The organism is Nitrosopumilus sp., from assembly GCF_025699125.1.
In the GTDB taxonomy this organism is placed as follows: Archaea; Thermoproteota; Nitrososphaeria; order Nitrososphaerales; family Nitrosopumilaceae; genus Nitrosopumilus.
This window is the reverse complement of record NZ_JAILWC010000001.1, coordinates 437,743-462,501: the sequence shown is the minus strand read 5'-3', so window position 1 is coordinate 462,501 and position 24,759 is coordinate 437,743. Positions and strand designations below refer to the sequence as shown.

The window sequence follows — 24,759 nt, the reverse complement described above, 5'->3', positions numbered from 1 at the left end:
ATCACTTTAACAAAGATTTTGTAATTTTGTCTCCTGCGTCAAACGGATCTATGTTTTTTGATTGTAATTGTTTAAGATATTTTAAGAAGGATTTATCTGATTCCAGCATATGATCAATCTTTTCTTTGATGTTATTTAAAACAATATCCGTTAGTTCAGATTCTAATCGTTCTTGTTGTTTTTCTTTCTTGAATTTCTTTTTAGTCGCCATCATTTCTTTGAGAGTTTTTGCAAAATCTGTAATTCCAGAATTTTTCTTAACAGATGTTTTAAGAATTATAGGATTTCGTACTGAATCTCCAATAAAATCCCTTACGGCATCAAATAGTTGATTGGTTCCTGCAAGGTCACTTTTGTTAACAAGGTAGATATCTCCAATTTCAGTCAATCCAGCTTTAATTGTTTGTATACTATCCCCTGTATTTGGATTAAAGACCACAACTGTAATATCTGCAATGTTTGAAATTTCAACTTCTGTTTGTCCAGCACCAACGCTTTCAATAATAATTGGGTCAAATCCAGCATATTCTAAAATTCGAATACTGTTTCGTAAAGAACGAGAAACAGCACCAGTTGCACCTCGAGATGCTATGCTTCGGATATAAGTTCCTGAATCAGTGGACTCACTCATTCTAACTCGATCTCCTAAAATTGCACCACCAGTAACATGACTGGTCGGATCTATTGCAAGAACAGCTGGATTTGTACCTAATTTTTTCATCTCCACTGTTGTTTTGTTTATCAAAGAACTTTTTCCGGCACCTGCAGGTCCAGTAATACCAATTATAATAGAATCACCAGTATCTTTGAAAATTTTCTTTATGAGTTTTTTTGCTTCCTTTTGATCATTTTCTACAATAGTAATTGCCTTGGCAATTGCTCCGCGTTTTCCTTTCTTTAAATCAGCAAGCATGTCCAATATACAATAATGTTTCAGGGGTGCAATAAAATCTTGTATGTGATCTAGGGCCTAGAATAAATTATAGGTGGAGCAGTTTCATCAATCAAATGAATCTCGGTTTTTAATTGAACATGTCCCAATTCTTCATGATCAATTTCCAAAACTATCGGATGAACACTCCATCCGTATTTTGGAATATTTGGAAATGGTACAATTTCAATAAATTCAGAATCAGAAAATATTTTTTGGAATGATTCATCCATTCCCAAAATTTCCATTATAACAGAATTTGTCTTGTCAGACTTGTCATAATAGGAAATTTCAACATGACCAGTATCATAGTAAACAGCATCTACATGAAATGTTTGACGAAGAATGTCTTTGTCATCAGTACCGCCACCAGTAAGAAAAACTATTGCTAAAATTGTAAAAATCCCAAGAAAGATTGGCGGACCTAATCTCCTAGCCATCTTTGAATTCTTGTCTCATTCGTCTAAGTAGTTTTGAGTTTATTCTAATTCTTTCTAATGTTTGAGTTTGGGTTCTCTCAGTACCAGGAGTAGGATTGTCTCTGAAGAATTTTTTAATTTCTTTTTCCATAGAATCGTCTGCCACAGATGAAATACTAGCCACAATTCTATTAAACAGTGGATTTCCATGTCCTACTTTTTTGTTTAGTTTTTTCCAATTTTTCTTCAACCATGGCCACAAGACTTTGTCACCATATGGGTTTGCTGCTACTTTCATAATTGGTAATTGCATGTTTTGTGAACGTACATTCGGAGTTTGAGAAAAGTCCAAGGATTTTAGCAATAGTTTTTTGTCTTTGAAACTACACATGGCACCAAGGAAACGAAGTTTTTCTTCCATAGTTTTTGCATTCTTGTATAGTTTGGTTAATTCCATATAGGTTTTTGAATTTCCATTCCATGCAGCAATAGAACAGATAGGTTCAACTAAATCAGGAGAAATGGAGTTAGGAGATATTAAGAATTTTTTGTATCTCCTGAGCGCCTCTTCTGTGACTTCATCATCATTCATTTTTCCTAGTGCAGAAATCACAAATGAACGGAGCAATGCGTCAGTATGCTTGTCTGATTTTTTTGGCTCCCATCCTAAATTAAATAAAATCTTTCGAAAATAATTAACGGCATAATTTCTAATCTCTTCAGCAAATTTTTCATCAAATGCTCGGAAATATAGGGAAGCTAGATTATGAGCAACATTTACTGATGCAAGATAGCTATCCTCATCAAAGTATGCGTCTGAAAAATCCAAATAATTTCGTACTTGTTCATCGCCAGAAACACAAAGAGAAAACAAATCATTTTGAATTGCCCATCTGTCAATTCCAGGAACACGTTTTTCATCAACTAACATTTTTAGATCAAGTAAAATCCCCTCATCATATTTTACACGATAAAATCCTTTTCTTCCATAGTTTGCAACAAAACCTATAGTGTTCTGAGGTAGTTTTATTGACATTGATTTTTGTGTAAATAATTTTTTAGAAATTTCATCTTCCAATCCCAAAGATAATGGTATGTGCCACAATCCTTTGCTGAATTTTTTATCAGGCTCAAGTAAGTATCTTTTTTGCTTGAGTTTGAGAGTATTTCCATCCTGATTAATTTCAATTAATGGGAACCCTGGCTGTTTAAGCCATGTATTCACCATAGAAGACACAGGCATGCCAGATGCTTTTCCAATTGCATTCCACAAGTCTTGCCCTTCAGCGTTTGTGTATTTGAAATCAGACAGGTACTTTTTGAGACCCTTTTGGAAGTTTGGTTCTCCAACATAATGTTCAAGCATTCGCAATACACATCCACCTTTATCATATGAAATAGCATCAAATATTTCCCTAATTTCAGCAGGAGAATTTACTTTAACATCGATTGGATGTGTTGTTTTTAGGGAATCAAGTCCCATTGCAACGTTCATTGCGTCTTCAATGAATTGATTCCACAAATCCCATTCAGGATAAAACTTATCAACAAATTTTGTGGCCATAAACGTTGCAAAGCTTTCATTGAGCCACAAATCATTCCACCATTTCATAGTAACCAAGTTTCCAAACCATTGATGAGCAATCTCGTGTGATATTACTTCTGCAATGTATTGTTTTGTTCTAGTTGAAGATGTTTTAGGATCATAAAGCAAGATTGTTTCTCTAAATGTTATTGCACCCCAATTTTCCATTGCACCTGCGGCAAAATCAGGTACTGCAATAAGATCAAGTTTAGGTAAAGGGTATTTTATTCCAAAATATTTTTCATATGATGTTAGAAGTTTTTTGCCTAGTTCCAAGGAGAATTTTCCTTTTGATTTATTTCCCTTTGTAGTAACAACTCGAATCTGGGTTTTGCCAATCTTCCCTACAAGATATTCAAATTCTCCAACACCAAGATAAATCAAATATGTTGAAACAATTGGAGTTTTTTCAAAATTGTAAATTGTTTTATTTCCAATCTTTTTCTTTGATTTTACTGGCATGTTAGATATCGCAGTGAATTTATTGTCTGCAATTATTGAAATCTCAAAGGTTGCTTTTGCTTCAGGTTCGTCCCAACATGGAAATGCCCTTCTTGCGTCTGCTGCCTCAAATTGTGATGTAGCAAGATATTTTGTTTTTCCGTTTTGTTGATATTGACTTCGATAAAATCCAAGTAACCTATCGTTTAAAATCCCATGAAATTCAAGATTAATGATCACTTTGCCTTTGATTTTTTTCCCTAGTTTGATTTGTAATTCTTCTTTTTTCTCATTGGTAATCGGTGTGGATTTGATTATTTCTTCTCCAGATTTTACCGTACACGAAGTAATTTTTAGTTCAGCACAATTCATAGAAATTGAATTTGTTGATTTTTTACAATCTACAATAATTGATTCAGTACCATTAAAAGTAAATTTTTTGAGATCAGGTTCAAAAGTTAGTGTGTAATTAATTGGAGTGATGTCCACGTCTGAGGTAATTTGTTTACGCTTTAAGTAGATTTTCCATTTTTAATTTTCAGGTATTATGTCCATGGATCGGATTTTTCATCCCATGAAAGAGCATTAAATCCATTTTCAGAAAGCGAAATACTGTCCCTAATTCCTGAAAGTAGGCATTCATCTGAACAATGAGTAAGTTCTGAAATTTTCATATATTTTCCACAGTTTTCACAATATTTCCCCATTTCTCAAATCACCAAACAGTTTTTTTGTGTTATCTCCCAGCATTCCAAAAGTCAAATTAGATTATAAAATAATTCTAAATTATCAGTACTGAGAATAAATGTTTTAAGCACAATAGATCCAACTTATATGATCTTAATACTTGTTTTTTGTTAATTGGATTCAAACACAATAAAGTCACAGCAACATCCAACAAAGAAAGAAAAAACACGTAGTGTAACTTATCGCTTACCTGTAAAATTAGTTGAAGAGATAGAGGCAGAAGCGATGAACCACAATATATCACACAATGTAATGACAAGACAAATTTTAGAGAAATACATTAGATGGGACAGATTTACAGAAAAAATAGGCATTATCCCAGTACCAAAAAAAATTCTGGACATTCTGGGAGTAGAAATGAGTTCAAATGACATTAATGAAATTATCAATATGATAAAACCTGTAATTAAAGACACAGTTTTATTTATCAAAGGAGGATATGATTTGAAACGATGTATTGAAACATTGGAAGACTATATGCGTGCATCTGGAATGAAATCAGATCACAGAATAGAGGGAGCATCGCATCATTTTGTAATTCAACATGAATTAGGCAGTAACTGGTCAAGATTCACAGAACAATTATTGGGAGAAATATTTCATGAATTTTTGCCTGATACAAGAATGAAATCACAAACAACCGAATCTACTGTTGTTGCAACTATCGAATTAGGCGAAGATTTCATGGAACATGATTACTAGAAACTAGTTTTTGTTAAAAACTACATCCATAGCAATCTCTCCATCAGAGAATCGTGTATTGACTTCTTTGATTTTGCTCTTATACAAAAAGAGTCTTTTGCCTTCATCAGTAATAATTCCAGAAGTACGAATCATATGGGAATCATGAAGTTGTTGGATTCTTCTATAAACGGTACTAAGCGGAATCTCTTTTTCACGAGATATCTCAATAGCAGATTTTGAAATATTCATTATTGAGTCCAGTATCAATCTACAATATTTGTCAGAAAGTATTTCAAGAAAAACTTCTTTTCTTTCTGGTTCTTCGATTTTTAATTGATTTATGATTTGCATACATATTATAGGTGATTTTTGAATATAATCAGTGAGTAGACAGTGATGTGCACTGCAAGACAAAATTTATGAAAATAGGAATATAATATAATTAAATTTCAGATTTTGTTGTTTGGTCTGCTTTTAGACCCTTGTATCGATTTCTTATTGTAACCTCTGTAACGCCAGCAGCTTCTGCAAGATCCCGTTGAGTAATAGACACCCCATTATGTACGCATGATAGGTATAATGCAGTTGCGGCCAATCCCATAGGGTCTTTCCCTGCAGATTCTTTGCGTTCTTGTGCATCTTTTAGTACTTTAACTGCATAACGTTTAGTTTTCTCAGAAATATCCAGTTTGCTTGAAATTCTTGCAATGCACTGGATTGAATCCACCACGGGCATTTTTAGCTCTAACTCATGATGTAGTAAGCGATAGCATCGCGCAATATCTTTACGTTTGACATTTGCAGCATCTGCAATGTCTTTCAGAGTTCTAGGGGTTTCAGTGTCTCTACAAGCTGCATAAAGTGCAGCTGCAATCATTGCGGCAATAGATCTTCCGCGTACAAGTTTCTTCTCCAAAGCCTTTCTGTAAATGTATGATGCTTTTTCAAGAACATTTGCAGGAATGGCAACCTTGTCTTTTAATTTGTTTAAATCACTAAGTGCTTGTCTCAAATTTCTATCAATAGGCTCATGAACTTGGCTTCTACTGTCCCAGGTTCTTAGTCTTTCAATGGTGCTCTTCATTGATGTTGAAAGAGGCTTTCCAGATGCGTCCTTGTTTATGGGATTAATAACTGTGGACAATCCCATATCATGAATCATCAGTGAAGACGGAGCACCTGTTCTTGTTGGATCTGTTCCACCCTCTTTTGAAAATGACCTCCATTCAGGTCCAGAATCCTGAAGTGTCTCTGAAATTACAAATCCGCATTTGCCACAAAATCTTTCTCCTGTAACATCATCTGTTAACATGGATTTCTTTCCACAACGTAAACAAAGAGAATTTTGATTTGCTGTTACCATTGAAACTACCTTGATGCTTCTGCCCTTTTTAGAGAAATCTCAATTGAAGAAACATCACGGTTTCTGCCATCTTGAGAAACAAGTGATTCTGAACCAATTTTTATATCCCCGATTACAAAAGCAGGCTTTGTTTTTTGCAACACTATTTGTGCAACATCTACTGCATGTGCAATAGTCATTCCTCTGGCTTTAATTGTAATTAAAGGCATGGTAGCTAATTGAATAATTGCCGATGTAACATAAGTCATCAAGGGTTTTTTCCCAATGAAAATTGTATCTTTAGAGTTGTTTGACATATTGCAATCGTATTGGCGCATAATTTAAACTGAGTATATGCTAGGAAATCATCAAAAAAAGAAAAAAGATTTTGGGGATATTTTGGAAATAATTTAGTTCAAAATTAATTAAACAAAACTAGCCTAAAATCATCAATTGCGATGTTTTGGTAAACATTCTCGGCAATAAACTGGTCTGTCCGCTTTTGGTTCAAAAGGAACTTCAGAATCTTTGCCGCAGTCAGAACATGTACATTTGTACATCTTTCTATCTTCGGACATATTATACTGAATTTTCTCAACTATAAGAACCGTGACTATTTTTCCAAAAAAGGGATTCATCTAAAAAAGAATGCCAATTAGGCAATTACTGTAATTTCACGACTTGACATGCCGCCATAACCTGGATCAATTTTTTGTTTAGGATTCAAAGAGGTATCATGATGGCATGCTTTGTTGCACACAGGACAGAATTTTCTATCAAGTACGATGCATTGACAGATATGATTTTTCACATATGCTTGTGCTGCGTTATTCCATTCCCCAGTCCCATTGCAATAGACACAAACATTTGGTCCTGAAGAGCCAACTCCCTTACAAAAATCACATACGTCTTCCGTCATATCCATTATTACTGGAACATTCTAATTTTTGAATCAATATATTTGAAGAGATTAGAGCACTGTAGCAAAAAAAATAGATTTACGAAAATCAAATAAACCCTTTAAAACATACAAAATATAGCAATAATCATGAAGCAAAAAGCTGCAACACGGAGTATAAAGATACTAGTTGCCAAATTAGGGCTTGACGGTCATGATAGAGGCGCGCTAGTACTTTGCAGAGCATTCAGAGACGCAGGGATGGAAGTTATCTATTCAGGGCTTTTTGCAACACCAGAAAGAATTGCACAAATTGCAGAAGATGAAGATGTGGATGCAGTAGCAATGAGTTTGTTAAATGGTGCACATGGAACTCTTTTTCCAAGAGTTGTCAAAGCATTAAAAAAGAAAGGAATTAACGATGTTCTCATAGTAGGTGGCGGAGTCATACCAGACATAGACCATAAAGATTTGATCAAGGCAGGGGTAGACCACGTTTTTGGTCCAGGTACACCATTACCGACAATTATCAATCACATAACAACTGGTGTGTGTAAATTAAGAAAAATATAAGAAAAAAGATTATTCTGTGGAATCAGGCCACATCATTTTACGCATTTCTTTACCAACTTTTTCAATTTGGTGTTCGTCATATTGTTTCATGTATTTGTCAAATGCATCTTTACCATTTTTCTGGTATTCAGAAATCCACTCGTTGTTGAAGGTTCCATCTTGAATCATAGTAAGAACTTTTTTCATATTGGATTTATTTGCAGAATCCATCACCATTGGCCCACGTGTTAAACCACCATATCTAGCAGTTTCACTTACACGTCTCCACATGCCATTGATTCCATATCTCTGAATCATATCTACAATGAGTTTGAGTTCATGTAAAACTTCAAAGTATGCAATTTCAGGTTGATATCCTGCTTCAACAAGAGTCTCAAATGCATTTGTCACCATAGAGGCTGCACCACCACAAAGGTCTGCTTGTTCACCAAACCAATCAGTTTCTACTTCCTCTTTGAAAGCAGTTTTGATTAATCCAGCTCTTGCACTGCCTATTGCCTTTGCAATTCCTAATGTTCTATCCCAAGCTTTTCCTGTAAAATCTTGTTCAACTGCAACAATTGCAGGAGTTCCAAAATTATCAAGATAGGTTTCTCTAACTTTAGAACCAGGTCCTTTTGGAGCGACCATAATTAGATCAACATTATTTGGTGCTTCAATCCATTTCCAATAGATTGCAGCTGCATGAGAAAATGACAATGCTTTTCCTTCAGAAAGATTTGGACCGATTTCATCCTTGTATACCTGACCTTGAATCATATCTGGAATCAATATGTGAATAATGTCACCTTGTTTTGTTGCTTCTGCAACAGACATTACTTTATGACCATCAGCTTCTGCCTTTTTCCAGCTGTTACCACCTTCCTTAAGACCAATAATCACATTCAGACCAGAGTCTTTCATGTTGTTAGCTTGTGCGTCACCTTGGATTCCATAACCAATCACAGCAATCGTTTGATCTTTTATTGGATCAAGGCTGATTTCGTTATCCTTCCATGTTTTTGCCATGATTTTTTCAAGAATACTGCAAATATTAACTAAAGCGAATCACAGTGTTATTATACCAAAATTATAAGATTTACGGTTTTAGATCGAATATGTTAGAAAATGAGACATAGTTTAGAATTGACTAACAATCAAATTCATCAATGTCCCTTGAGTCATTTTCTAATCCTAGATGTTCTAGAATTTTCTTACTATGCATGATAATTCTTTTTTTATTAAGGTATGAGTATAACTAGTTGTGTGTAGTAAAAGTACACACATTATATGAGACATAAAATACTGGGTAAAGCAATATGAAAAAATCATTGAAAAATGAATTTCAATAATTAGGATAAGATGTTATAAAAAAATTAAAAAATAATAATTTAAAGTTGCATATTGTATTTTTTTCAATTGAATTTGAAATTATTATGATTTTTGCATCTATGATCATTGTTTGTAATTACAAAACAAACAGAAATTTAATTGAATTATTTTTATTGTCTCAATAATGTATAATTACCAAAATCAGAACAAAACCCAAAAACACAAAACATGTGTTGGTATTGAGTATGAAGTAGAAAGACCAAAACGTTACACCGTGAAAAAAGCAGCTCTTTTTGGAATGTTTTCTTTGTTAAGCATTTTACTGCTAAACGTTCCAATAATGCTGGAAAATACTTATGCTTATGGGATAGAGGGTCATGAAGATCCTAAATCCATAGATGAGGAATCTCTGGTAAGAATTCATTTCGTTACGGGTAGTCCAGTTACTTTTAGTCAAATCGCAGATTACTATGATTCAAATAGTTCTGAGATATTAGAAGAGAGAACTAATCAGAGAAACCATTTCTCATATGAGCAAACAGGAATTTCTTATGACTCATCATCAATAGACAACATTCATGAAAAAAGAAGAGAGTGAGTCTAATCTAGAATAATTTTTTATTTTTTAAAAAGCACAGATGCAGATTTTATGATGTTTTCATATTCTTAAGAATAGGTTTAAGTTCATACAAAATTCTTAATATTCAAAAAATTGATTCAGAATGTTCAGAATTAGAATAGGAACAGATAACGTTCTTTGTAGAGGCATAATGAATAAAAATTTTGATTCTGCAGGACATCAATCTTATCGTATTCTAATATTTGCAAACTCAATTTAATTAACTAAAATTTAGATTTCAATTATTTTATTACAGGAACGACATTTCACGGTGACTTTTTCACCAATCAGCCTGACAAATCTCTTGGAACCACATTTAGGACAAATAGGACAAGCACGTACAGGTTCCATTAGTGTTTAGTAGGATTTGTGTCAGATTTAGAAATTACTGTCAGCCTATTTTTAGCATTAATTTTTGTAAGTAATTCATAAACAGCATTTGGGACATAATCTTTCCAATTTTCATCAGAAACAATCATTGAACGAATTTTTGTTGCATTGTACAAATTTCTATCTAAAAATATAGGATTCATAACCTCAATATCAGAATCCGCAAGGATCATTGAAACATAGTTGTTTCCACTAAACACTTTATCAAAATGAGGCAAGGCAGATTTTAGATAGGATGACCAAGTTGCCACATTGAATTGGTTTTCTATAGAAACAACAAAACATCGAGATAAATCCAAAGATGCTTCTTTCAGGGAATTATGGATCATCTCAATTCGTTCACCTGCAGTAAAAGGATCTTTTTCCAAATAATTAAACTGAGAACTAGTGATTGCAATAATTACTTCATCATACTCATCAAGAATTCGTTTTGCTAAATCCAAATGTCCAAAATGAAAAGGTTGAAACCTACCCATCATCAATCCTCGCATAACGAATAATTGTTTTTGATTTAATTAAATCAGTCTATTGGATAGTTCCGCTTCCAAGAATTCTAATTGTTGGGGATTCGGGTTTTAGAATTACTGCAATTTGGCCTTTTTTACATGCAATTGGTTTTTCAAATATTAATTTTAGAGGGGAAAGAGACATGAATTTTGCAGCTTTGATTTGTAGTCCAACATTTACTAAACATCCTTGATTTTCTGAAATCTCATTTTTGTAAAAAGGATTTTTTTTGAAATCAAGTTCAATTTCAGTTTTTACATCTACTGCCCCTTCGTGAGAGATTACATCTCCTCGTCCAACTTCATCCGGTTTTACGCCCTTTACTGCAAGTCCTACCCTAGCAGGACAGACAGATTCTTCTACAGGGTCATCGTGCATTTGAATTGATTTTATCAACACGTCTATTCCAGCAGGATATAATTTCAAGTTAGCATATTGCTTTATTTTTCCATGTGTTATTTTGCCTAAAATTACAGTTCCAACACCCTTGACATCAAAACAATGATCAATCACCATTTCAGGTGGGTCGTCATTGGAAACAGGTTCCAGTTTATCCATTTCTTCTTTGATTTTTTCTTGATCAATTTTAGCATAATTTTCAACAACAGTTCCCTTGATCATTGCATTCAATTTTGATTCATCAATATCAAACGTATGGGATAAAAGTCCTTTTTCTTTTTTTAAGGAATCTAATGCAATTATTTGCTCTCCAGTGAATCTATCTAATTTATCCACATGAAAGATTACATATTCGGCCAAATTAATTGCCTGAAATAGAGGCTGAATTTTTTCTGGAAATCCACTTGGAGTTACCCAAGTTTTGATAATATCAGATTCTTTTCTATCAAACAATGACAGATCAGTCACGGTTCCTTTTTTTCCAAATTCTGCTGCAATATCTTGTTTGCCTAGCACTACAAAATTTACAGATGATACCATAAGTTTTGAGTAAAAAATTTGGGTTAATGTAGGTTATTGTAATACATACATAACACGAATTCTATGAATTATGAAACTAGGAATGAAAATAATCACAATTGGAATATAGCAATATCATCCAAACCCCAGGCGCATTACTCATAAAAAATCAGTTCAATTTCAATACTATTTTAAAATCAAAAAAAGATATTTTTAAGAAAAATTACAAAATAAGTCGGTTATTATAGGAAACAAAGTAAACAATATTGGTCATATTTTTGGTTTTAGAGATTATCAATGCAGATAGTGTCTGCAGACGTTGTGGAAAGAAATCCATGTTAACAGATGATGTTACAGGAGAAAGATTTTGTGGCAAATGCGGATTTGTAATTTCAGAGACACTTCAGGATTCTGGACCTGAATGGAGATCATTTTCAAAAGAGGGTGGGACAGATCCAACAAGAACAGGTGCCCCAACATCACTTGCAATGCATGATAGAGGACTTGCCACAATTATTAGTCCAATGAACAAGGATGCGTCTGGGAAACCTCTTTCGTCATCAATGAAGAGCACCATTGAAAGACTAAGAACTTGGGACAGTAGAAGCAAGGTAAACGCATCAGCAGATAAGAATCTCAGACAAGCACTAAGTCAGTTATCAACATTAAAAGACAAATTATCACTTTCAGATTCAGTAATTGAAAAAGCATCATACATTTACAGAAAGGCATTAGAAAAAGGATTAGTTAGAGGGCGTTCAATTTCAGCTTTAATTGCAGCTGCACTTTATGCAGCTTGTAGAGACACTGAAACACCTAGAACACTGAAAGATGTTGCAGATGCAGGAAACATAAAGAAAAAAGACATTTCACGGTGTTATAGAATATTACATCAAGAGTTAGAGCTAAAAATGCCCGTGGTAAACCCGATCCAGTGCATTGCAAGAATTTCAAGCAAACTGGATATTTCTGAGAAAACTAAACGTTATGCAGCTAAAGTTCTTCAGATTGCTAGAGATCATGAGGAATCTGCAGGGAAAGACCCTATGGGATTGGCCGCAGCTGCATTGTACCTTTCATGTGTAAAAAATGGCGAGGACAGGACTCAAAGAGACATTGCAGAAGCCTCAAATGTGACAGAAGTGACCATTAGAAATAGATACAAGGGTCTCAGATTAGACCAAGATACGGAGATATAGTCAAGAAATAATCAAAAAGATATGACAGAAACCAAGCCAGTAATAGCAATTGTTAACGTTGTAGCATCTGCAACAATTGAACAGAAATTAGATCTTGTAGATATAACAAAAAAATTCCCAGATGTGGAATATCATCCAGAGCAATTTCCGGGAGCAGTTTTCAGACTTAAAACTCCTCGAACTGCCACATTGCTTTTCGGGTCAGGAAAAATGGTTTGTACAGGTGCCAAATCAGAAGAGATGGCAATCAAAGCAGTAAATATTGTTGTTCAAAATTTAAGAAAGGGGAAAATCAAAATTAAAAATGAGCCCATAGTCACAATTCAAAATATTGTATCATCAATTAATCTTGGAGGAAAAGTAAACTTGGAACAAGCAGCTAGAACACTTCCAAGAAGCATGTATGAACCAGAGCAATTCCCAGGACTGATTCATAGAATGCTTGATCCAAAAACAGTGATTTTGATTTTCGCATCAGGCAAATTAGTTTGTGTGGGTGCAAGAATTGAAAAAGACATTCATCGCTCTGTCAATCAAATTCACAGTTTGCTCGAAGAGAAAAACTTGATGGTGTACAATTGACATCTTGTTTAACAAGGATACTCTAAAAGATCATCAAAGTCGTCACAAAATTCATCTAAAATATGCAAATGGTACAAAATAGATTTATTGTTTTCAGAACAAGGCATATGAGATTTCATAATATGTTGTGAAATTCATTTTTTGTATAAAAGAGTGACGTACGAATCATCCTACACTAACATGTTTACAAAATTACGGAAATGATTTAAGCACTTCAGCGTAACTTGCAAATCTATGATTCTTGGGCTTTACTAATTTTTGATGATATTTACTGACAGGGTTTCCAATTGCACCATTTAGGCCCAAACATCCTTTAACATATTTCTCATTATCAGCCCAAATTAGAACCTCATCTGAAGGAGCAAAATGATTAACAATTTTTTTATTTACAATGCTTTGAAGAATTTTTCCATATTTTTTAGAAGATGGTATATCTTCAGTAATTGAAGCGCCAAAAAAATAAACAGCTTCGATTATCCCAATATTTTGTTTCTTTTTTGAAAGATACTCTAGCGTACTCAATATCACCTGAGATCCTAAAGAGTGGCCCATTAGCCTAATTCTTGTGTTAGGACTAGAACTTTTGAAATCTTCAATAAACAACCCAAGATTACGCCCATTTTTCTTTGCGATGCGTTGTCCTACTGCAAGGGCATGTTTTGCATGTGTTACCAGATGAGCCCCCGTTGTGTTGGAATCATAACTAAAACCAACTACAGGATGAGAATATCCCAATTTTCGCAATCTATTTTTTGCCAACAATACCTTGGCAACGGCTCCTGCACGGTCATTTCTCAACCCGTGAATCATAATTGTGAGTTCTTTAGAATTTGTTAATTTTTTAAAATCTTTTTTTGGATACAAATAGTATGGATTAGTTTTGAGAGTTTTGCCATTAGAAAGATCATAGTATCCCCTAGTAGATATTCGTGGGATAGGATTCATTATTTCTCAAAGGATCCAAGTTGCTTTTTGTGCTTTTCAATATCAGATTCTTCGACTTTGACAAATAATGGAGATGTATCGCCTAAAACATGTCCAGGAGTAATGGCAAATTTAGAGAGATCATTCCAGGAGAATTCACTAACGTTATCATCTAGCCCCAACTGAATCCAGATTTTTTGTGAAGATTCAGGCAGAAATGGGAAGAGAGCAATCGCAATACTTCTTGCAGCATTTACTGAAAGAAACACACAGTTTGCAGTCCCAGGTCCTTTTTTCCAAGGTTCTTTGTGCTGAAAATATGTGTTAAAGAAGGATGAGAATTCCATTATTCGCTTTAATGCCCTATCAAGATGATTCTGCTCCAAAAGACCACCAACATCTGATGCAAGGTTTTTTATCTTTTCTTCAGCCTCTAAATCTTTTTCATCAAAGGATTCAATTTCTGGAACTTTTCCATCAAATGTTTTTTTGGTGAATCCTAATGCACGATTAACAAAATTTCCAAGATTCCCAATTAGTTCAGAATTAATTCGTGTTGTAAAATCATCCCAATCAAAATTCAAATCATCTTGGGAATACGGATTAATTGATACAAGATAATATCTCAGATAATCTGCAGGATAAAATTCTAAAAATTGTTTTAAACCAATATACCAGTTTCTGCTTTTAGAAATTTTCTTTCCTTGAAGAGTAAGATGTCCTCGTGTAGGGATGTAATCAGGCAATTTGTACTCGCTGTTTATTCCCAATCTCATTGCAGGTAAGAAAAGATAATGATGATACACAATGTCTTTCCCAATAAAATGATAAATGTCTGCAGAATTCCAAAACTCTTTTCCATCAATTCCTTTATCGTTTAGGAATTTCAATGCAGTAGAAATGTATGCAAGATGATTATCAAACCAACCATAGAAGACTTTGCCCTTTGCATCGTCAAGTGGAACTGGAACACCCCAAGGAATATCACGAGTAATATCCCAATCAATCAATCCAGATTTAATCCAATTTTGAACGTATTTTTTAACATCTTTTTGTAGATGTTCATTTTCTTCAAGCCATTTAGTTAGGGAATCTCCAAAGTTTTTGAGTTTGAAAAAATAGTGTTTTGTTTTTTCTTTAGTTGGTAATTGACCACAAAGAGAACATTTAGGATCCGTAATCTCCTCAGGCACTCGACCACAACTTTCACAAAGATCAGAATATTGATCCTCTGCTTTACAATAAGGACATGTGCCTTTGACATATCTATCAGGCAAGAATTTTTTATCATTATTGCAATAGAATTGGATGATTTCTTGCTCATAGATATGTCCTGCATCATTTAATTTTTTAAAAACCTCTTGAACAAACGCAATATTTTCTGGAGAACTAGTCTTGTAGAAATAATCAAATTGTATGTTAAATGCTGAAAAATCATCATAATCACGTTTATTCCAATAAGCAACATATTCTGCAGGAGTCTTACCCTCTTTCTCAGATTGAATCAGAATAGGAGTTCCAAAATCATCGGATGCGCAGACATAGTAGGCCTCAACTCCATTTAGTTTTAGGAATCTAGTTGTGACATCTGCTGGGAGATAAGTGGATGCAACATGACCCAAATGAATTTCTCCATTGGCATATGGCAATGCACTTGTAACTATGGCTTTGTTATTCATTAGATACTTGTCAAGAATTGTATTGAGGTTAAGAAGTTTTACCAGCTATTTGCATACTTTACTTGCTCTGGGGTGAGTTTATCAATTTTAACATTCATTGCAGCTAGCGCATCAATTGCTACTTGTTTATCAATTTCTTCAGGAACATTGATAATTTTATTTTCCATTTTGTTGTGATTTTTAAGAATATACAGAACAGACAAAATTTGATTTGAAAATGATTGCGCCATAACCTCTGGAGGATGTCCTTCTGCTGCAACCAGGTTTGCGAGTCGGCCCTGCCCAATCAAATATACCACTTTACCATTTTTCAAAGTGCATTCATCAAGATTAGGTCTTACTTCTTTAACTGATTTTGATTGCTTTAACAAGAATTTACTGTCAATTTCCACATCAAAGTGGCCAACATTACCCATGATTGCACCGTTTTTCATTTGCAAGATATGCTCTTTTCTAATTACACTAGTCATTCCAGTACATGTGACAAACATGTCACCGATTTTTGCGGCCTGAGACATCGGCATGACTTCAAATCCATCCATATGAGCCTCAAGTGCTTTTACAGGATCAATCTCAGTTACAATTACCTTGGAACCCATTCCTTGGAATCGTGATGCAACACCGCGTCCAACCCAACCATATCCAATTACCACAACACGTTTTGATGCCATAAGCAAATTCATTGCCCTAAGATAACCATCGATGGTACTTTGTCCAGTACCATATCTATTATCAAACATATGTTTTGTGTAAGCTTCATTTACTAAAATTACAGGATAGCGAAGCTTTCCTTGATTTTCTACAGCTCTAATTCTGGTAACACCCGCAGTAGTTTCTTCAGTAGCACCAAGAATCTTCATGGTGTTGAATCTCTTATCAAAGTGAGCTTTGATGTTCATGTCAGCCCCATCATCAGTCAAGATTGTGGGTTTGTGTTTTAACACTTGATCAATACACCAATCATATTCTTTGACAGATTGACCATGCCATGCATAAACATGAATTCCCTGAGATGCTAAAAAGGCAGCAATATCATCTTGTGTAGTTAAGGGATTCCCACCACAACATGCCACAGTAGCACCAAGTTCTTTTGCACCCATTAGTAAAACCGAAGTCTCCTTTGTAATATGTAAGCAGAATCCAAGAGTTACACCTTTCAGTGGTTTTGATTTTTTGAATCGATTAATAGTATTATCAAGAATTTGCATGTGTGATCTGGCCCATTCGTATGATAGTTTGCCTTCTTTGATCAATTTAGGGCTGGACTTTACTTTGCTCAATAATAAAATCCTTGAATGGGACTATAAAATTCTATCATGCGAATCTAAATAAATGACAAAAATGTCAGAAAATCATTGACTTGGAAAAAGATTGCTGAAAAAGGCGAAGTTGTGGCAGGAAAAGGTAAAGCATTCAAAATCGAAGGAAAACAAATTGCAGTGTTTAATCAAGACGGATATCATGCAATAGATGATCTTTGCGTTCATCAGGATGGTTCAATTGCCCCAGGTAAATTAGAGGGAGACATTGTAGAATGTCCATTGCATTTTTGGCATTACAATATCAAAACAGGAGAACTGACAGACTATCTCAAAGATGTCAAACTAGAGACATACAAAGTTGAAGCAAGAGATGACGGGATTTATGTCGATATCTAAAATACCAATTTTCAACCAATAAATTTTAAAAATCAGGCACAATCTGTTCACTCAAAATTAAACAAATATTCCACAATGGAACAATGTTTCTTCAAATTATTCCCTCAGTGTTTAATGCCAATAAATTATACAAGAGTATTGTCAGGTAATGTAATTCTTCCAGTATTATTTGGAATTATAGTGATAGGGTTTGCACAAATTTCATTTGCAGAAGAATTAGAGAGTGCAACATTCATTGCAGTAAATGAAGAGAAATTTGAGCAGCCTCAATCAAGACACAGTTATCAACAAGTGGTGATTTTTGGATACATCGAAGATTACAGCAGAGGTTCACAAATCACATTTATCATAATTGCACCAGATGAATCACAGATTGAAATGGCAACATATGCCGCACGAAATGGAGAGATTTATACCCCAATTCACATAACAGATGATTCTCAAATAGGCATTCATCAATTAATTTTGAAATACCAAGATGAAGAAATAGCATCAACATTATTTGAGATTTTAGAAAATCAATAAATCAAATCCCTGAAAATTTCAGGTCATTTTTAATCTGCAAATGAAGATGGGAGAGAATCACACCTCCCTTTGTGCCAAGTATGCGTTATGTGACACACAAATTTTTCTATAATTTACAAATAGTGATTCAGCATAAGGCATGATGTATGTGCAAAATGAACTGATTTTCACTCAAATTAAGTAGAATTTTTATCCTCAGAAATAATCAACACTAATTATTGAATCAAGAGATTATCAACGAAATCAAAAATCAAGATTATGCATCAATTACACAAACATTAGAGAAATTTCTATCGGATCAAATAGAAAAAAATCACGTTAAAGGATTAATTTTAGGATTAAGTGGTGGAATCGATTCAGCAGTTTTAGCTTATCTCTGTAAACGACAACTCAAAGAAAAAACAATCGCACTAATTATGCCAGACACATTAATCACACCAAAATCTGAAACAGAGGATGCGCTCAAAATGATTTCACTGACAGGTATAGAATACAAGCTTATTGACATAAAACCAATTGTAAATGAATATTCAATGTACGTTGAGCCAAATGATTGGGCAAAGGGAAATCTACGTGCAAGAGTCAGAGCTAATATTTTGTACTACTACGCAAATTCCAAAAACTATCTAGTTTTAGGATCTAGTGATAAAAGTGAATACTTGTTAGGATATTTTACAAAATATGGAGACGGTGCATCAGATATTACACCAATCATCTCATTATACAAATTACAGGTAAGAGAAATTGCAAAATATCTAGGGGTTCCTGAGAATGTAATTGCAAAAAGAAGCAGCCCTCATTTGTGGAAAGAGCATGAGGCAGAAGAAGAATTAGGAGCATCATATGAGGAGATAGATTCTATCCTGTACTGTTTATTTGATAAAAAGAAATCAATTGATGAAACTGCTGAATTGACTCAAATTGATAAATCATTAGTTGAAAAAATATATTCACAAAATAAAAACAGCGAACATAAAAGATTGCCTGCACCAATGCCCGACAGAGATTAAAAATGAAGATTCACAATACATTATTAAATTCGGAACAGGAATTAGATATTTCAAAAAAAGTGAAAATTTACTTATGTGGAGTGACAGTGTATGATGAATCACATATTGGTCATGCTAGAACGATCATAATTTTTGATGTACTAAGGAAGTTCTTAGAGAACAAAAATGTAGAAGTTGAATTTGTCCAGAATTTTACAGATGTAGATGATAAAATAATTAATCGTGCGAATTCAGAAAACACAACTGCTGAGGCAATAAGCACAAAATACATTGAAAGATATTTCAAAGATTTTGATGGATTAAATGTAAAGCGTGCAACAAACTATCCAAAAGCCACCGAACATATTGACGACATTATAAAATTTGTTGAAAAACTAATTGAAAAGAAAATTGCATATACTACAAAAAATGGAGTATATTTTTCAGTCTCAAAATTTCCAGAGTATGGAAAATTATCAAAGAAAAAAATTGATGAGTTACAATCAGGTTCCAGAATAGAAGTTGATGAGGCAAAAAATGATCCTTTAGATTTTGCAGTATGGAAATTCTCAAACACAGAACCTGTATGGGATAGTCCATGGGGGAAAGGCAGGCCAGGTTGGCATATTGAATGTTCTGCTATGAGCATCAAGTATCTAGGAGAAAATTTTGACATCCATGGTGGAGGACGTGATCTAATATTTCCGCATCATGAAAATGAGATTGCGCAATCTGAATCATGCACAGATTCACCATTTGCAAAAATTTGGATGCATGTAGGCATGGTTACCATCAATGGAGAAAAGATGTCAAAATCATTAGGGAATATAAAATCAATCAAGCATGTTTTAGAGAACTGGGGCTCAAACATCATCAGATTATTCTGTCTGTCAGGACACTATTCCAAACCTATCGATTATTCTGAAGAACTACTCAAAGAGAATGTAACAAAATGGAGGCAGGTAGAGACAGGCTATTATGAATTAATTCATGCTCATGGTGAAAATGACGAAGAAATAAATTCAATTATCGATAAAACAAGCACCGATTTTGACAATGCATTAAATGATGATTTGAATACACATCTTGCATTATCTGCATTTTTTCAACTAGTAAAAGAAACCAATAGACTTGCAGCCGAAGAAAAACTAGGAAGTAAAGATGCACAAAGCATAAAAAAAGAACTTGAAAGGATGATGAAAATTTTAGGACTATCAATTCCAGAAATGACTGAAAGTGAAAAACAAGAAATTGATAATTTGATTTCAAATAGAGAGAAATTTAGAAAAGACAAACAATTTGAAGAAGCAGATAAAATTCGTGATAAACTAAATGAGATGAACATAGAATTAATTGATCATAAAGGAAAAACAATCTGGATGAAAAAAGAACGAATTGAGAATGACAATTAAAACATAATTCAGACAATTTAAAAAAAGACGCCTGAAATCATTAGTCCAGTCTAATTAGTTCTATCTAATTTTCACATTGTTTATTAGAATTAAAATTTAAAAAAAAATATGAATGCATGGAATAAATTTTGGAAATGGTATGAAGATAAAATATTAGGAAGTATCATAATAATTGCAATAATTCAATTCATTCAAGTTCCACATATGGTATGGAATGCAGATATCATGCTCGAAGCAGGACTCGTATCAAGAATACATCCAGTGATTGATTGGTTCTTGTATGGTGTAGATTTAATTGAAATAATTTCCATAATTAATGTTGGAATGATTATGTTTGCTTTAATTAAGAAAAGAAGAGCAAGTAAAAATCAACCAAAAATCATAGAGAGATAAATTTTCTATTCTTTTGCTTGCCATATTACACGCTGAGGGAAGGGTATTTCAATTCCAGCATCATCTAATGCAGATTTAGCAAATTTGAGCAAATGTGGACCTACCGCATCCCAATCATTACGAGGATGCCAAACTAGAATTTCTATATTCACGCTTGAATCTGCCAATTCTTTAATTCGAAATTCAGGTTTTGGAAGCATCAAAACAAATGGCATGGATTTACGAATTTGCTTCTCAAGTACCGATATAGCACCATCAATATCTTCTTTATACGCAATTCCAACTACCGCTTCTGTTCTTCTTACAGGAGAGGAAGAAAGAGAGCGAATGTTTGATGTAAAGAATGATTCATTTGGAATTCTAACTATAGTGCCATCAAATTTTCTCACACGAACCGAAAAAGTACTGATATCCAATAAAGTTCCAGAAACATCTGAACCCGGAATCTCAATGTTATCACCTTGTTTTACTGGCTTTTCGATCATCAAGAAAACACCTGAAATTAAATTGGAAACTACGGATTGAGTAGCAAAACCAATCACTATTCCAAATATTCCGCCTGCAACAAGCAAACCAGAAAGATCTAAGCCTGTATTAGATGTAAAAACTAAGAAGGATAATAGAATTATTCCAAAATAGATTAGTTTTGCAAAGTTTTTTGCAGAATCTTGAGGAAGTTTTGGCGCATAGTATTTCATAAATAATAATTTAACAGTTCTTGCAATTATCACCCCCACACCCATAATTATCCCACCAACTAACAATGACAGAAGTGTTAAACCTCCAACGAGTTCAACATCAGCTAAACTTTGTAGAAATTCAAACACCATTAATCAACACCCATATCCATGTGTTTTATGCTTTCAATTTGTTCAAATGTTGGAGACATTATCCAATCAGTTTGTATTGTATTTGAAGTTACATCAATTATTTCGATAGTAAGTTTTTTCTTCATTATTGCACTTAAAGAATCAATTATGGCCTTTGAGTTTTTGTAATAAATTGAGTTCCCAGTTATAGGAAAAACAATTTTTGAAAGTGTCAATCCTTTATCTAAATCATTTTTAATATCAATTTTTAAAACACCATTTAGAAAGGGCATAGAATCATCATATGATTCCACGATTTCAGATAGAGCATATTTACAAAGATTTCCAGATTCAGGAGCACCATATAAACAAAATCTTGAATTTTTAGGGTCACATGTAAAGCAGTCTAAGGAATCCTTATGGCCATCATGAACTAAAAATACACCTATCTCTATTGGACACCTTACAAAAACAGTAACAGCAGAACCTTCAGACAGAAAAAGAGGAGTTTCAAAATCTAAATAGACATAGCTAGTTCTTTTAGCAGGATAATTCAAGGGTCTAATCGGAGACAGTTCAATAGTTAGATCTTCAGATTTTGTAGGAATTATTTTTTTAATAATATTGTCTTCAGCGTCTTTTCGAACATATGAAAAAACATGATCACCGATTTTATCAATTTTAATAGTTATATCAGGAAGAGACAATTCAAGATTATCAGTGATTGTGTAAATACCATAATCGGAAAAAACTGATTCAGGTTGTATTTGACTCATAATATCATTTGTTTTATTTCAAATCCATGATTTAACCTATGTGATTTTGGAAAAAATTTTATTTAAAAAATTTAAAAAAAGTCAGATAAAGTTTTCTGATGAATTAATTTCAAAATATTTCCATTTGTTAACCATTCAGATTTACTAATGCTCATTTTATTTGATGCTAATAATATTGCATCATCAAAATTATCTGCAAGTATAGATTTTTGTTTCATTGCCTCTCGAACTCCTTCACGAACCTGCCATACGCCTACAGGAATAGCATATTCGGGGCGTATTTCTCTCAAAATTACAACTCCGGATTGAATTTTATTTTTGGCCAAATATTCCAAAACGCCTAATTTAGCTGCAAAATAAGCACCAGCAATTGCAGGAGGGTGATCAATTCCACGTGCATCCTCGTAATCAGAACCAAACCCCAATATCCCATTAGAATACCATGCCTCAATCATTTCATAGATCCATCTATGAGGAAACAATACAATGACGAAAACGTTTCCTAAATGTTCATAAGAGAAAATTTTGCAGGAATCAATTATCGAATAATCTAAAATTTCATCAACCAGAGATTTAGAAATAATGTCATCAGTTGCAGTAATACTCCATTTAGTTGGAACTAGTTTTCTTTTTTGACCTAGCATTCCAATACTAAAACATTTTTGAATCTTTGAAATTTCAATTCCAGAATTATACAAATTCAAAACTGCATCTTGTGCTTTCATATCCTTATCATAGAATGTTTTTTCTATTGATTTTTCAGATGTTGTTCCTGAAAATTTTGCTGAGTGGATAATACCAGTTGGGCCAAACGGTGCACTTTCTCCATCAAGTGAAATATGAGATGACGTGGATTTTTCAAATATCAAATCAGAGTCAATGGGTTTTGAAGACATTACAACTTCCTGAAGATTTTCAATGTATCTTCCTTCAGTTTTATCAACAGAGATCTTTTGTATTCCGCGCACTAGATTTAATCTGAAATTTACAATATCTTCTAAAGATTTTTCTTTCCATCTTTCAGGATTATCAAGTATGCTAGTGTCGCCATGGACTGGAGGAACCATTGGTCCAACAAAGACTTTAGGATAATTATAGGAACCAACAAAAACAGATGGGGGGCTAGTGCCACTTATTGAATCAGATGAAAACAGATTACCGTGTTTTGAAAGTGTTTCATGCCATTTTGCCAAAATTGATCGTCTAATCTCCTGAGAATCTGAGAACATTGCAGTTTGTGTCTGAATTGAGTCTATTAACCTGCCTGATAATGAAAATTGACGGTTAGTTTATGACAGCTATTCTGGATCTTCATGTTCTCTTTCACGTCCACAGTGAGAACATATTGTTTGATTTTGCCATAGTTCCTTGCCACAATTTCTACAAGATTGGGGTTTCATAATATGTATAAGATAAGATTGGATTTAAGAACTTGTAAAATAACGTATCATTATTGCCAAAAAGAATAGTCTCATTTTTGCCTAGTACAACAGAATTACTATATGAATTTGGCGTACAGAATGATCTGTTTGGAGTTACACATGAATGCAAATTTCCTCAAGATGCAACAACAAAACCACGAATAATCAATTCCGTTATCAATTCAGATGAATTGACTAGTAATCAAATCAACACAATGACATGTAGATTACTAAATGATGGAAAAGATATTTTCACAATAGATGAAGAGAAAATTAGAAAGGCAGATCCAGATCTGATCATATCTCAAGAAACATGTGAAGTCTGTGCAGCACATACTAATCAAGTTAGCAAAGCACTACAAATTCTTCAAACAAAACCAATTCTTTACTCAATGGATCCCCATAATTTGCAAGAAATTATTCAATCAGTAATAGAATTGGGAAAAATTTTAGGTAAAGAGTCTAAAGCCAGTGAAATTACAGAATCCCTTGAAAAAAGAATAGACAATATTAGAAATAGTCCCAAAAATGAAAAACCCAAAGTTCTTGCAATAGAATGGATTGAACCATTTTTCACTGCAGGTCATTGGATTCCAGAGATGATAGAGATTGCAGGAGGAATCAATATGATTAGCAAAACGGGAGAGCATTCACATCGTTTAGATTTTTTGGACATAGTCAAAGCAGATCCAGATATCATCATCATGATGCCATGCGGTTTTGATACAAAACGCACAATTTTAGAATATAACAATATTCTGAAAAAAGACCAAAAATGGAATTCACTTAGAGCAGTAAAGGAAAATCAAGTATTTGCAGTAGATGCAAATTCATTTTTTAGCAAACCCAGCATTAGAACAATTGAAGGATTGGAAATTCTAGCCAAAGTCATTCAGCCAAAAAAATTCAAAAATCTCAAAGTATCTGATGGAGCATTTTTCAGAATAAAAAAAGAGTCAAGATAAGGATCGAATAGATTTTCATTTAAACTGATAATCAAGATGTATTTGTTGAGACAGTATTGAGA

Annotated in this window: 29 protein-coding genes; 11 read left to right on the top strand and 18 right to left on the bottom strand. The window is 33.6% G+C overall.

Going from position 1 to position 24,759, the window contains the following annotated elements; genetic code table 11:
• Position 1 precedes the first annotated feature (1 nt).
• From meaB to K5783_RS02755, 4 genes are read right to left on the bottom strand one after another with little or no spacing between them, the layout of a single operon-like run.
• Complete coding sequence (meaB, locus tag K5783_RS02770; RefSeq protein WP_297472701.1) at positions 2-922, bottom strand: methylmalonyl Co-A mutase-associated GTPase MeaB; 921 nt, start codon at positions 920-922, stop codon at positions 2-4.
• Positions 923-963: 41 nt separating this feature from the next.
• The gene (locus tag K5783_RS02765; protein WP_297472021.1) at positions 964-1,371 is read right to left on the bottom strand and encodes a hypothetical protein; all 408 of its coding nucleotides are present in this window, start codon (positions 1,369-1,371) and stop codon (positions 964-966) included.
• Positions 1,364-3,865 carry a M1 family metallopeptidase gene (locus K5783_RS02760; RefSeq protein WP_297472020.1) on the bottom strand — a complete coding sequence of 834 codons (2,502 nt, stop codon included), beginning with the start codon at positions 3,863-3,865 and terminating at the stop codon, positions 1,364-1,366. Before K5783_RS02760 ends, K5783_RS02765 begins: the two co-directional genes overlap by 8 nt.
• Before the next feature lie 56 nt (positions 3,866-3,921).
• A complete protein-coding gene (locus K5783_RS02755; protein WP_297472019.1) occupies positions 3,922-4,083 on the bottom strand; it encodes a hypothetical protein in 162 nt (53 codons plus the stop codon).
• Between the two features lie 169 nt (positions 4,084-4,252).
• Here K5783_RS02755 and K5783_RS02750 point away from each other — a divergent pair, with 169 nt between their 5' ends.
• Positions 4,253-4,825 (top strand): hypothetical protein, encoded by a 573-nt coding sequence (locus K5783_RS02750; protein WP_297472699.1) that lies wholly within the window; start codon positions 4,253-4,255, stop codon positions 4,823-4,825.
• Between the two features lie 3 nt (positions 4,826-4,828).
• On the opposite strand, the gene K5783_RS02745 is transcribed toward K5783_RS02750, so the two are convergent.
• The 5 genes from K5783_RS02745 to K5783_RS02725 all read right to left on the bottom strand — a co-directional run bounded on the left by K5783_RS02745 (position 4,829) and on the right by K5783_RS02725 (position 7,068).
• Entirely contained in the window at positions 4,829-5,158 is a 330-nt protein-coding gene (locus tag K5783_RS02745; protein WP_278975228.1) for an ArsR family transcriptional regulator, read from the bottom strand.
• 91 nt (positions 5,159-5,249) lie between these two features.
• Positions 5,250-6,170, bottom strand: coding sequence for a TFIIB-type zinc ribbon-containing protein (locus K5783_RS02740; RefSeq protein WP_297472018.1), 921 nt, complete (start codon positions 6,168-6,170; stop codon positions 5,250-5,252).
• 5 nt (positions 6,171-6,175) lie between these two features.
• On the bottom strand, positions 6,176-6,466 hold the full coding sequence (locus K5783_RS02735) for a DNA-binding protein (RefSeq protein ID WP_297472017.1): 291 nt from the start codon (positions 6,464-6,466) through the stop codon (positions 6,176-6,178).
• A 132-nt stretch (positions 6,467-6,598) separates the two neighbouring features.
• Positions 6,599-6,709, bottom strand: a complete 111-nt coding sequence (locus K5783_RS02730) for a CxxC-x17-CxxC domain-containing protein (protein ID WP_263970080.1) — start codon at positions 6,707-6,709, stop codon at positions 6,599-6,601.
• Between the two features lie 95 nt (positions 6,710-6,804).
• Complete coding sequence (locus tag K5783_RS02725; RefSeq protein WP_297472016.1) at positions 6,805-7,068, bottom strand: hypothetical protein; 264 nt, start codon at positions 7,066-7,068, stop codon at positions 6,805-6,807.
• 129 nt (positions 7,069-7,197) lie between these two features.
• Between K5783_RS02725 and K5783_RS02720 the strand changes: the two genes are divergently transcribed.
• The gene (locus K5783_RS02720) at positions 7,198-7,620 is read left to right on the top strand and encodes a cobalamin B12-binding domain-containing protein (protein WP_297472015.1); all 423 of its coding nucleotides are present in this window, start codon (positions 7,198-7,200) and stop codon (positions 7,618-7,620) included.
• Between the two features lie 9 nt (positions 7,621-7,629).
• On the opposite strand, the gene ilvC is transcribed toward K5783_RS02720, so the two are convergent.
• The gene (gene ilvC, locus K5783_RS02715) at positions 7,630-8,643 is read right to left on the bottom strand and encodes a ketol-acid reductoisomerase (protein WP_263970081.1); all 1,014 of its coding nucleotides are present in this window, start codon (positions 8,641-8,643) and stop codon (positions 7,630-7,632) included.
• Positions 8,644-9,115: 472 nt separating this feature from the next.
• On the opposite strand from ilvC, the gene K5783_RS02710 reads away from it, so the two are divergent.
• Entirely contained in the window at positions 9,116-9,529 is a 414-nt protein-coding gene (locus K5783_RS02710) for a hypothetical protein (RefSeq protein WP_297472014.1), read from the top strand.
• Positions 9,530-9,900: 371 nt separating this feature from the next.
• Here K5783_RS02710 and K5783_RS02705 read toward each other — a convergent pair whose 3' ends face one another.
• Both K5783_RS02705 and K5783_RS02700 read right to left on the bottom strand, forming a co-directional pair.
• Positions 9,901-10,431, bottom strand: a complete 531-nt coding sequence (locus K5783_RS02705; RefSeq protein ID WP_366939144.1) for a nicotinamide-nucleotide adenylyltransferase — start codon at positions 10,429-10,431, stop codon at positions 9,901-9,903.
• A 34-nt stretch (positions 10,432-10,465) separates the two neighbouring features.
• On the bottom strand, positions 10,466-11,386 hold the full coding sequence (locus K5783_RS02700; protein WP_297472012.1) for an EF-Tu/IF-2/RF-3 family GTPase: 921 nt from the start codon (positions 11,384-11,386) through the stop codon (positions 10,466-10,468).
• Between the two features lie 257 nt (positions 11,387-11,643).
• On the opposite strand from K5783_RS02700, the gene K5783_RS02695 reads away from it, so the two are divergent.
• Complete coding sequence (locus K5783_RS02695; protein ID WP_297472011.1) at positions 11,644-12,564, top strand: TFIIB-type zinc ribbon-containing protein; 921 nt, start codon at positions 11,644-11,646, stop codon at positions 12,562-12,564.
• A 21-nt stretch (positions 12,565-12,585) separates the two neighbouring features.
• Complete coding sequence (locus tag K5783_RS02690) at positions 12,586-13,146, top strand: TATA-box-binding protein (RefSeq protein WP_109877190.1); 561 nt, start codon at positions 12,586-12,588, stop codon at positions 13,144-13,146.
• 192 nt (positions 13,147-13,338) lie between these two features.
• Here the strand turns inward: K5783_RS02690 and K5783_RS02685 are convergent, their stop codons facing one another.
• The 3 genes from K5783_RS02685 to K5783_RS02675 are packed head-to-tail and all read right to left on the bottom strand — an operon-like array spanning position 13,339 to position 17,029.
• Positions 13,339-14,091 (bottom strand): DUF726 domain-containing protein, encoded by a 753-nt coding sequence (locus K5783_RS02685; protein WP_297472010.1) that lies wholly within the window; start codon positions 14,089-14,091, stop codon positions 13,339-13,341.
• Positions 14,091-15,749 (bottom strand): methionine--tRNA ligase, encoded by a 1,659-nt coding sequence (gene metG, locus K5783_RS02680; RefSeq protein ID WP_297472009.1) that lies wholly within the window; start codon positions 15,747-15,749, stop codon positions 14,091-14,093. Before metG ends, K5783_RS02685 begins: the two co-directional genes overlap by 1 nt.
• A 38-nt stretch (positions 15,750-15,787) precedes the next feature.
• On the bottom strand, positions 15,788-17,029 hold the full coding sequence (locus K5783_RS02675) for an adenosylhomocysteinase (RefSeq protein WP_297472008.1): 1,242 nt from the start codon (positions 17,027-17,029) through the stop codon (positions 15,788-15,790).
• 75 nt (positions 17,030-17,104) lie between these two features.
• Here K5783_RS02675 and K5783_RS02670 point away from each other — a divergent pair, with 75 nt between their 5' ends.
• From K5783_RS02670 to K5783_RS02650, 5 genes are all read left to right on the top strand, one after another.
• Positions 17,105-17,407, top strand: a complete 303-nt coding sequence (locus K5783_RS02670; RefSeq protein WP_297472007.1) for a Rieske 2Fe-2S domain-containing protein — start codon at positions 17,105-17,107, stop codon at positions 17,405-17,407.
• 138 nt (positions 17,408-17,545) lie between these two features.
• Positions 17,546-17,932: a hypothetical protein gene (locus K5783_RS02665; protein WP_297472006.1), complete on the top strand. Its 387-nt coding sequence runs from the start codon at positions 17,546-17,548 to the stop codon at positions 17,930-17,932.
• 218 nt (positions 17,933-18,150) lie between these two features.
• A complete protein-coding gene (locus K5783_RS02660) occupies positions 18,151-18,942 on the top strand; it encodes an NAD+ synthase (protein WP_297472005.1) in 792 nt (263 codons plus the stop codon).
• 2 nt (positions 18,943-18,944) lie between these two features.
• Positions 18,945-20,333 (top strand): cysteine--tRNA ligase, encoded by a 1,389-nt coding sequence (gene cysS / locus K5783_RS02655; RefSeq protein WP_297472004.1) that lies wholly within the window; start codon positions 18,945-18,947, stop codon positions 20,331-20,333.
• A gap of 108 nt (positions 20,334-20,441) precedes the next feature.
• Positions 20,442-20,726, top strand: a complete 285-nt coding sequence (locus K5783_RS02650; RefSeq protein WP_297472003.1) for a hypothetical protein — start codon at positions 20,442-20,444, stop codon at positions 20,724-20,726.
• Between the two features lie 5 nt (positions 20,727-20,731).
• Here the strand turns inward: K5783_RS02650 and K5783_RS02645 are convergent, their stop codons facing one another.
• The 3 genes from K5783_RS02645 to K5783_RS02635 all read right to left on the bottom strand — a co-directional run bounded on the left by K5783_RS02645 (position 20,732) and on the right by K5783_RS02635 (position 23,540).
• Entirely contained in the window at positions 20,732-21,556 is an 825-nt protein-coding gene (locus K5783_RS02645; protein WP_297472002.1) for a mechanosensitive ion channel family protein, read from the bottom strand.
• Positions 21,556-22,311 carry a DUF432 domain-containing protein gene (locus K5783_RS02640; protein ID WP_297472001.1) on the bottom strand — a complete coding sequence of 252 codons (756 nt, stop codon included), beginning with the start codon at positions 22,309-22,311 and terminating at the stop codon, positions 21,556-21,558. Before K5783_RS02640 ends, K5783_RS02645 begins: the two co-directional genes overlap by 1 nt.
• Positions 22,312-22,382: 71 nt before the next feature.
• Positions 22,383-23,540, bottom strand: coding sequence for an Nre family DNA repair protein (locus K5783_RS02635; protein WP_297472000.1), 1,158 nt, complete (start codon positions 23,538-23,540; stop codon positions 22,383-22,385).
• Positions 23,541-23,764: 224 nt separating this feature from the next.
• Between K5783_RS02635 and K5783_RS02630 the strand changes: the two genes are divergently transcribed.
• On the top strand, positions 23,765-24,697 hold the full coding sequence (locus tag K5783_RS02630) for a cobalamin-binding protein (protein WP_297471999.1): 933 nt from the start codon (positions 23,765-23,767) through the stop codon (positions 24,695-24,697).
• Positions 24,698-24,759 lie beyond the last annotated feature (62 nt).

Bases quoted from the DNA above. Each gene is read 5' to 3' on its own strand.
- K5783_RS02730 (WP_263970080.1), bottom strand. From the start codon at position 6,709: ATGTACAAATGTACATGTTCTGACTGCGGCAAAGATTCTGAAGTTCCT.
- K5783_RS02635 (WP_297472000.1), bottom strand. From the start codon at position 23,540: ATGTTCTCAGATTCTCAGGAGATTAGACGATCAATTTTGGCAAAATGG.
- K5783_RS02745 (WP_278975228.1), bottom strand. From the start codon at position 5,158: ATGCAAATCATAAATCAATTAAAAATCGAAGAACCAGAAAGAAAAGAA.
- K5783_RS02710 (WP_297472014.1), top strand. From the start codon at position 9,116: ATGTATAATTACCAAAATCAGAACAAAACCCAAAAACACAAAACATGT.
- metG (WP_297472009.1), bottom strand. From the start codon at position 15,749: ATGAATAACAAAGCCATAGTTACAAGTGCATTGCCATATGCCAATGGA.
- K5783_RS02705 (WP_366939144.1), bottom strand. From the start codon at position 10,431: ATGCGAGGATTGATGATGGGTAGGTTTCAACCTTTTCATTTTGGACAT.
- K5783_RS02700 (WP_297472012.1), bottom strand. From the start codon at position 11,386: ATGGTATCATCTGTAAATTTTGTAGTGCTAGGCAAACAAGATATTGCA.
- K5783_RS02765 (WP_297472021.1), bottom strand. From the start codon at position 1,371: ATGGCTAGGAGATTAGGTCCGCCAATCTTTCTTGGGATTTTTACAATT.
- K5783_RS02725 (WP_297472016.1), bottom strand. From the start codon at position 7,068: ATGACGGAAGACGTATGTGATTTTTGTAAGGGAGTTGGCTCTTCAGGA.
- K5783_RS02650 (WP_297472003.1), top strand. From the start codon at position 20,442: ATGAATGCATGGAATAAATTTTGGAAATGGTATGAAGATAAAATATTA.
- K5783_RS02645 (WP_297472002.1), bottom strand. From the start codon at position 21,556: ATGGTGTTTGAATTTCTACAAAGTTTAGCTGATGTTGAACTCGTTGGA.
- K5783_RS02740 (WP_297472018.1), bottom strand. From the start codon at position 6,170: ATGGTAACAGCAAATCAAAATTCTCTTTGTTTACGTTGTGGAAAGAAA.
- K5783_RS02685 (WP_297472010.1), bottom strand. From the start codon at position 14,091: ATGAATCCTATCCCACGAATATCTACTAGGGGATACTATGATCTTTCT.
- cysS (WP_297472004.1), top strand. From the start codon at position 18,945: ATGAAGATTCACAATACATTATTAAATTCGGAACAGGAATTAGATATT.
- K5783_RS02690 (WP_109877190.1), top strand. From the start codon at position 12,586: ATGACAGAAACCAAGCCAGTAATAGCAATTGTTAACGTTGTAGCATCT.
- K5783_RS02640 (WP_297472001.1), bottom strand. From the start codon at position 22,311: ATGAGTCAAATACAACCTGAATCAGTTTTTTCCGATTATGGTATTTAC.
- K5783_RS02755 (WP_297472019.1), bottom strand. From the start codon at position 4,083: ATGGGGAAATATTGTGAAAACTGTGGAAAATATATGAAAATTTCAGAA.
- K5783_RS02735 (WP_297472017.1), bottom strand. From the start codon at position 6,466: ATGTCAAACAACTCTAAAGATACAATTTTCATTGGGAAAAAACCCTTG.
- K5783_RS02720 (WP_297472015.1), top strand. From the start codon at position 7,198: ATGAAGCAAAAAGCTGCAACACGGAGTATAAAGATACTAGTTGCCAAA.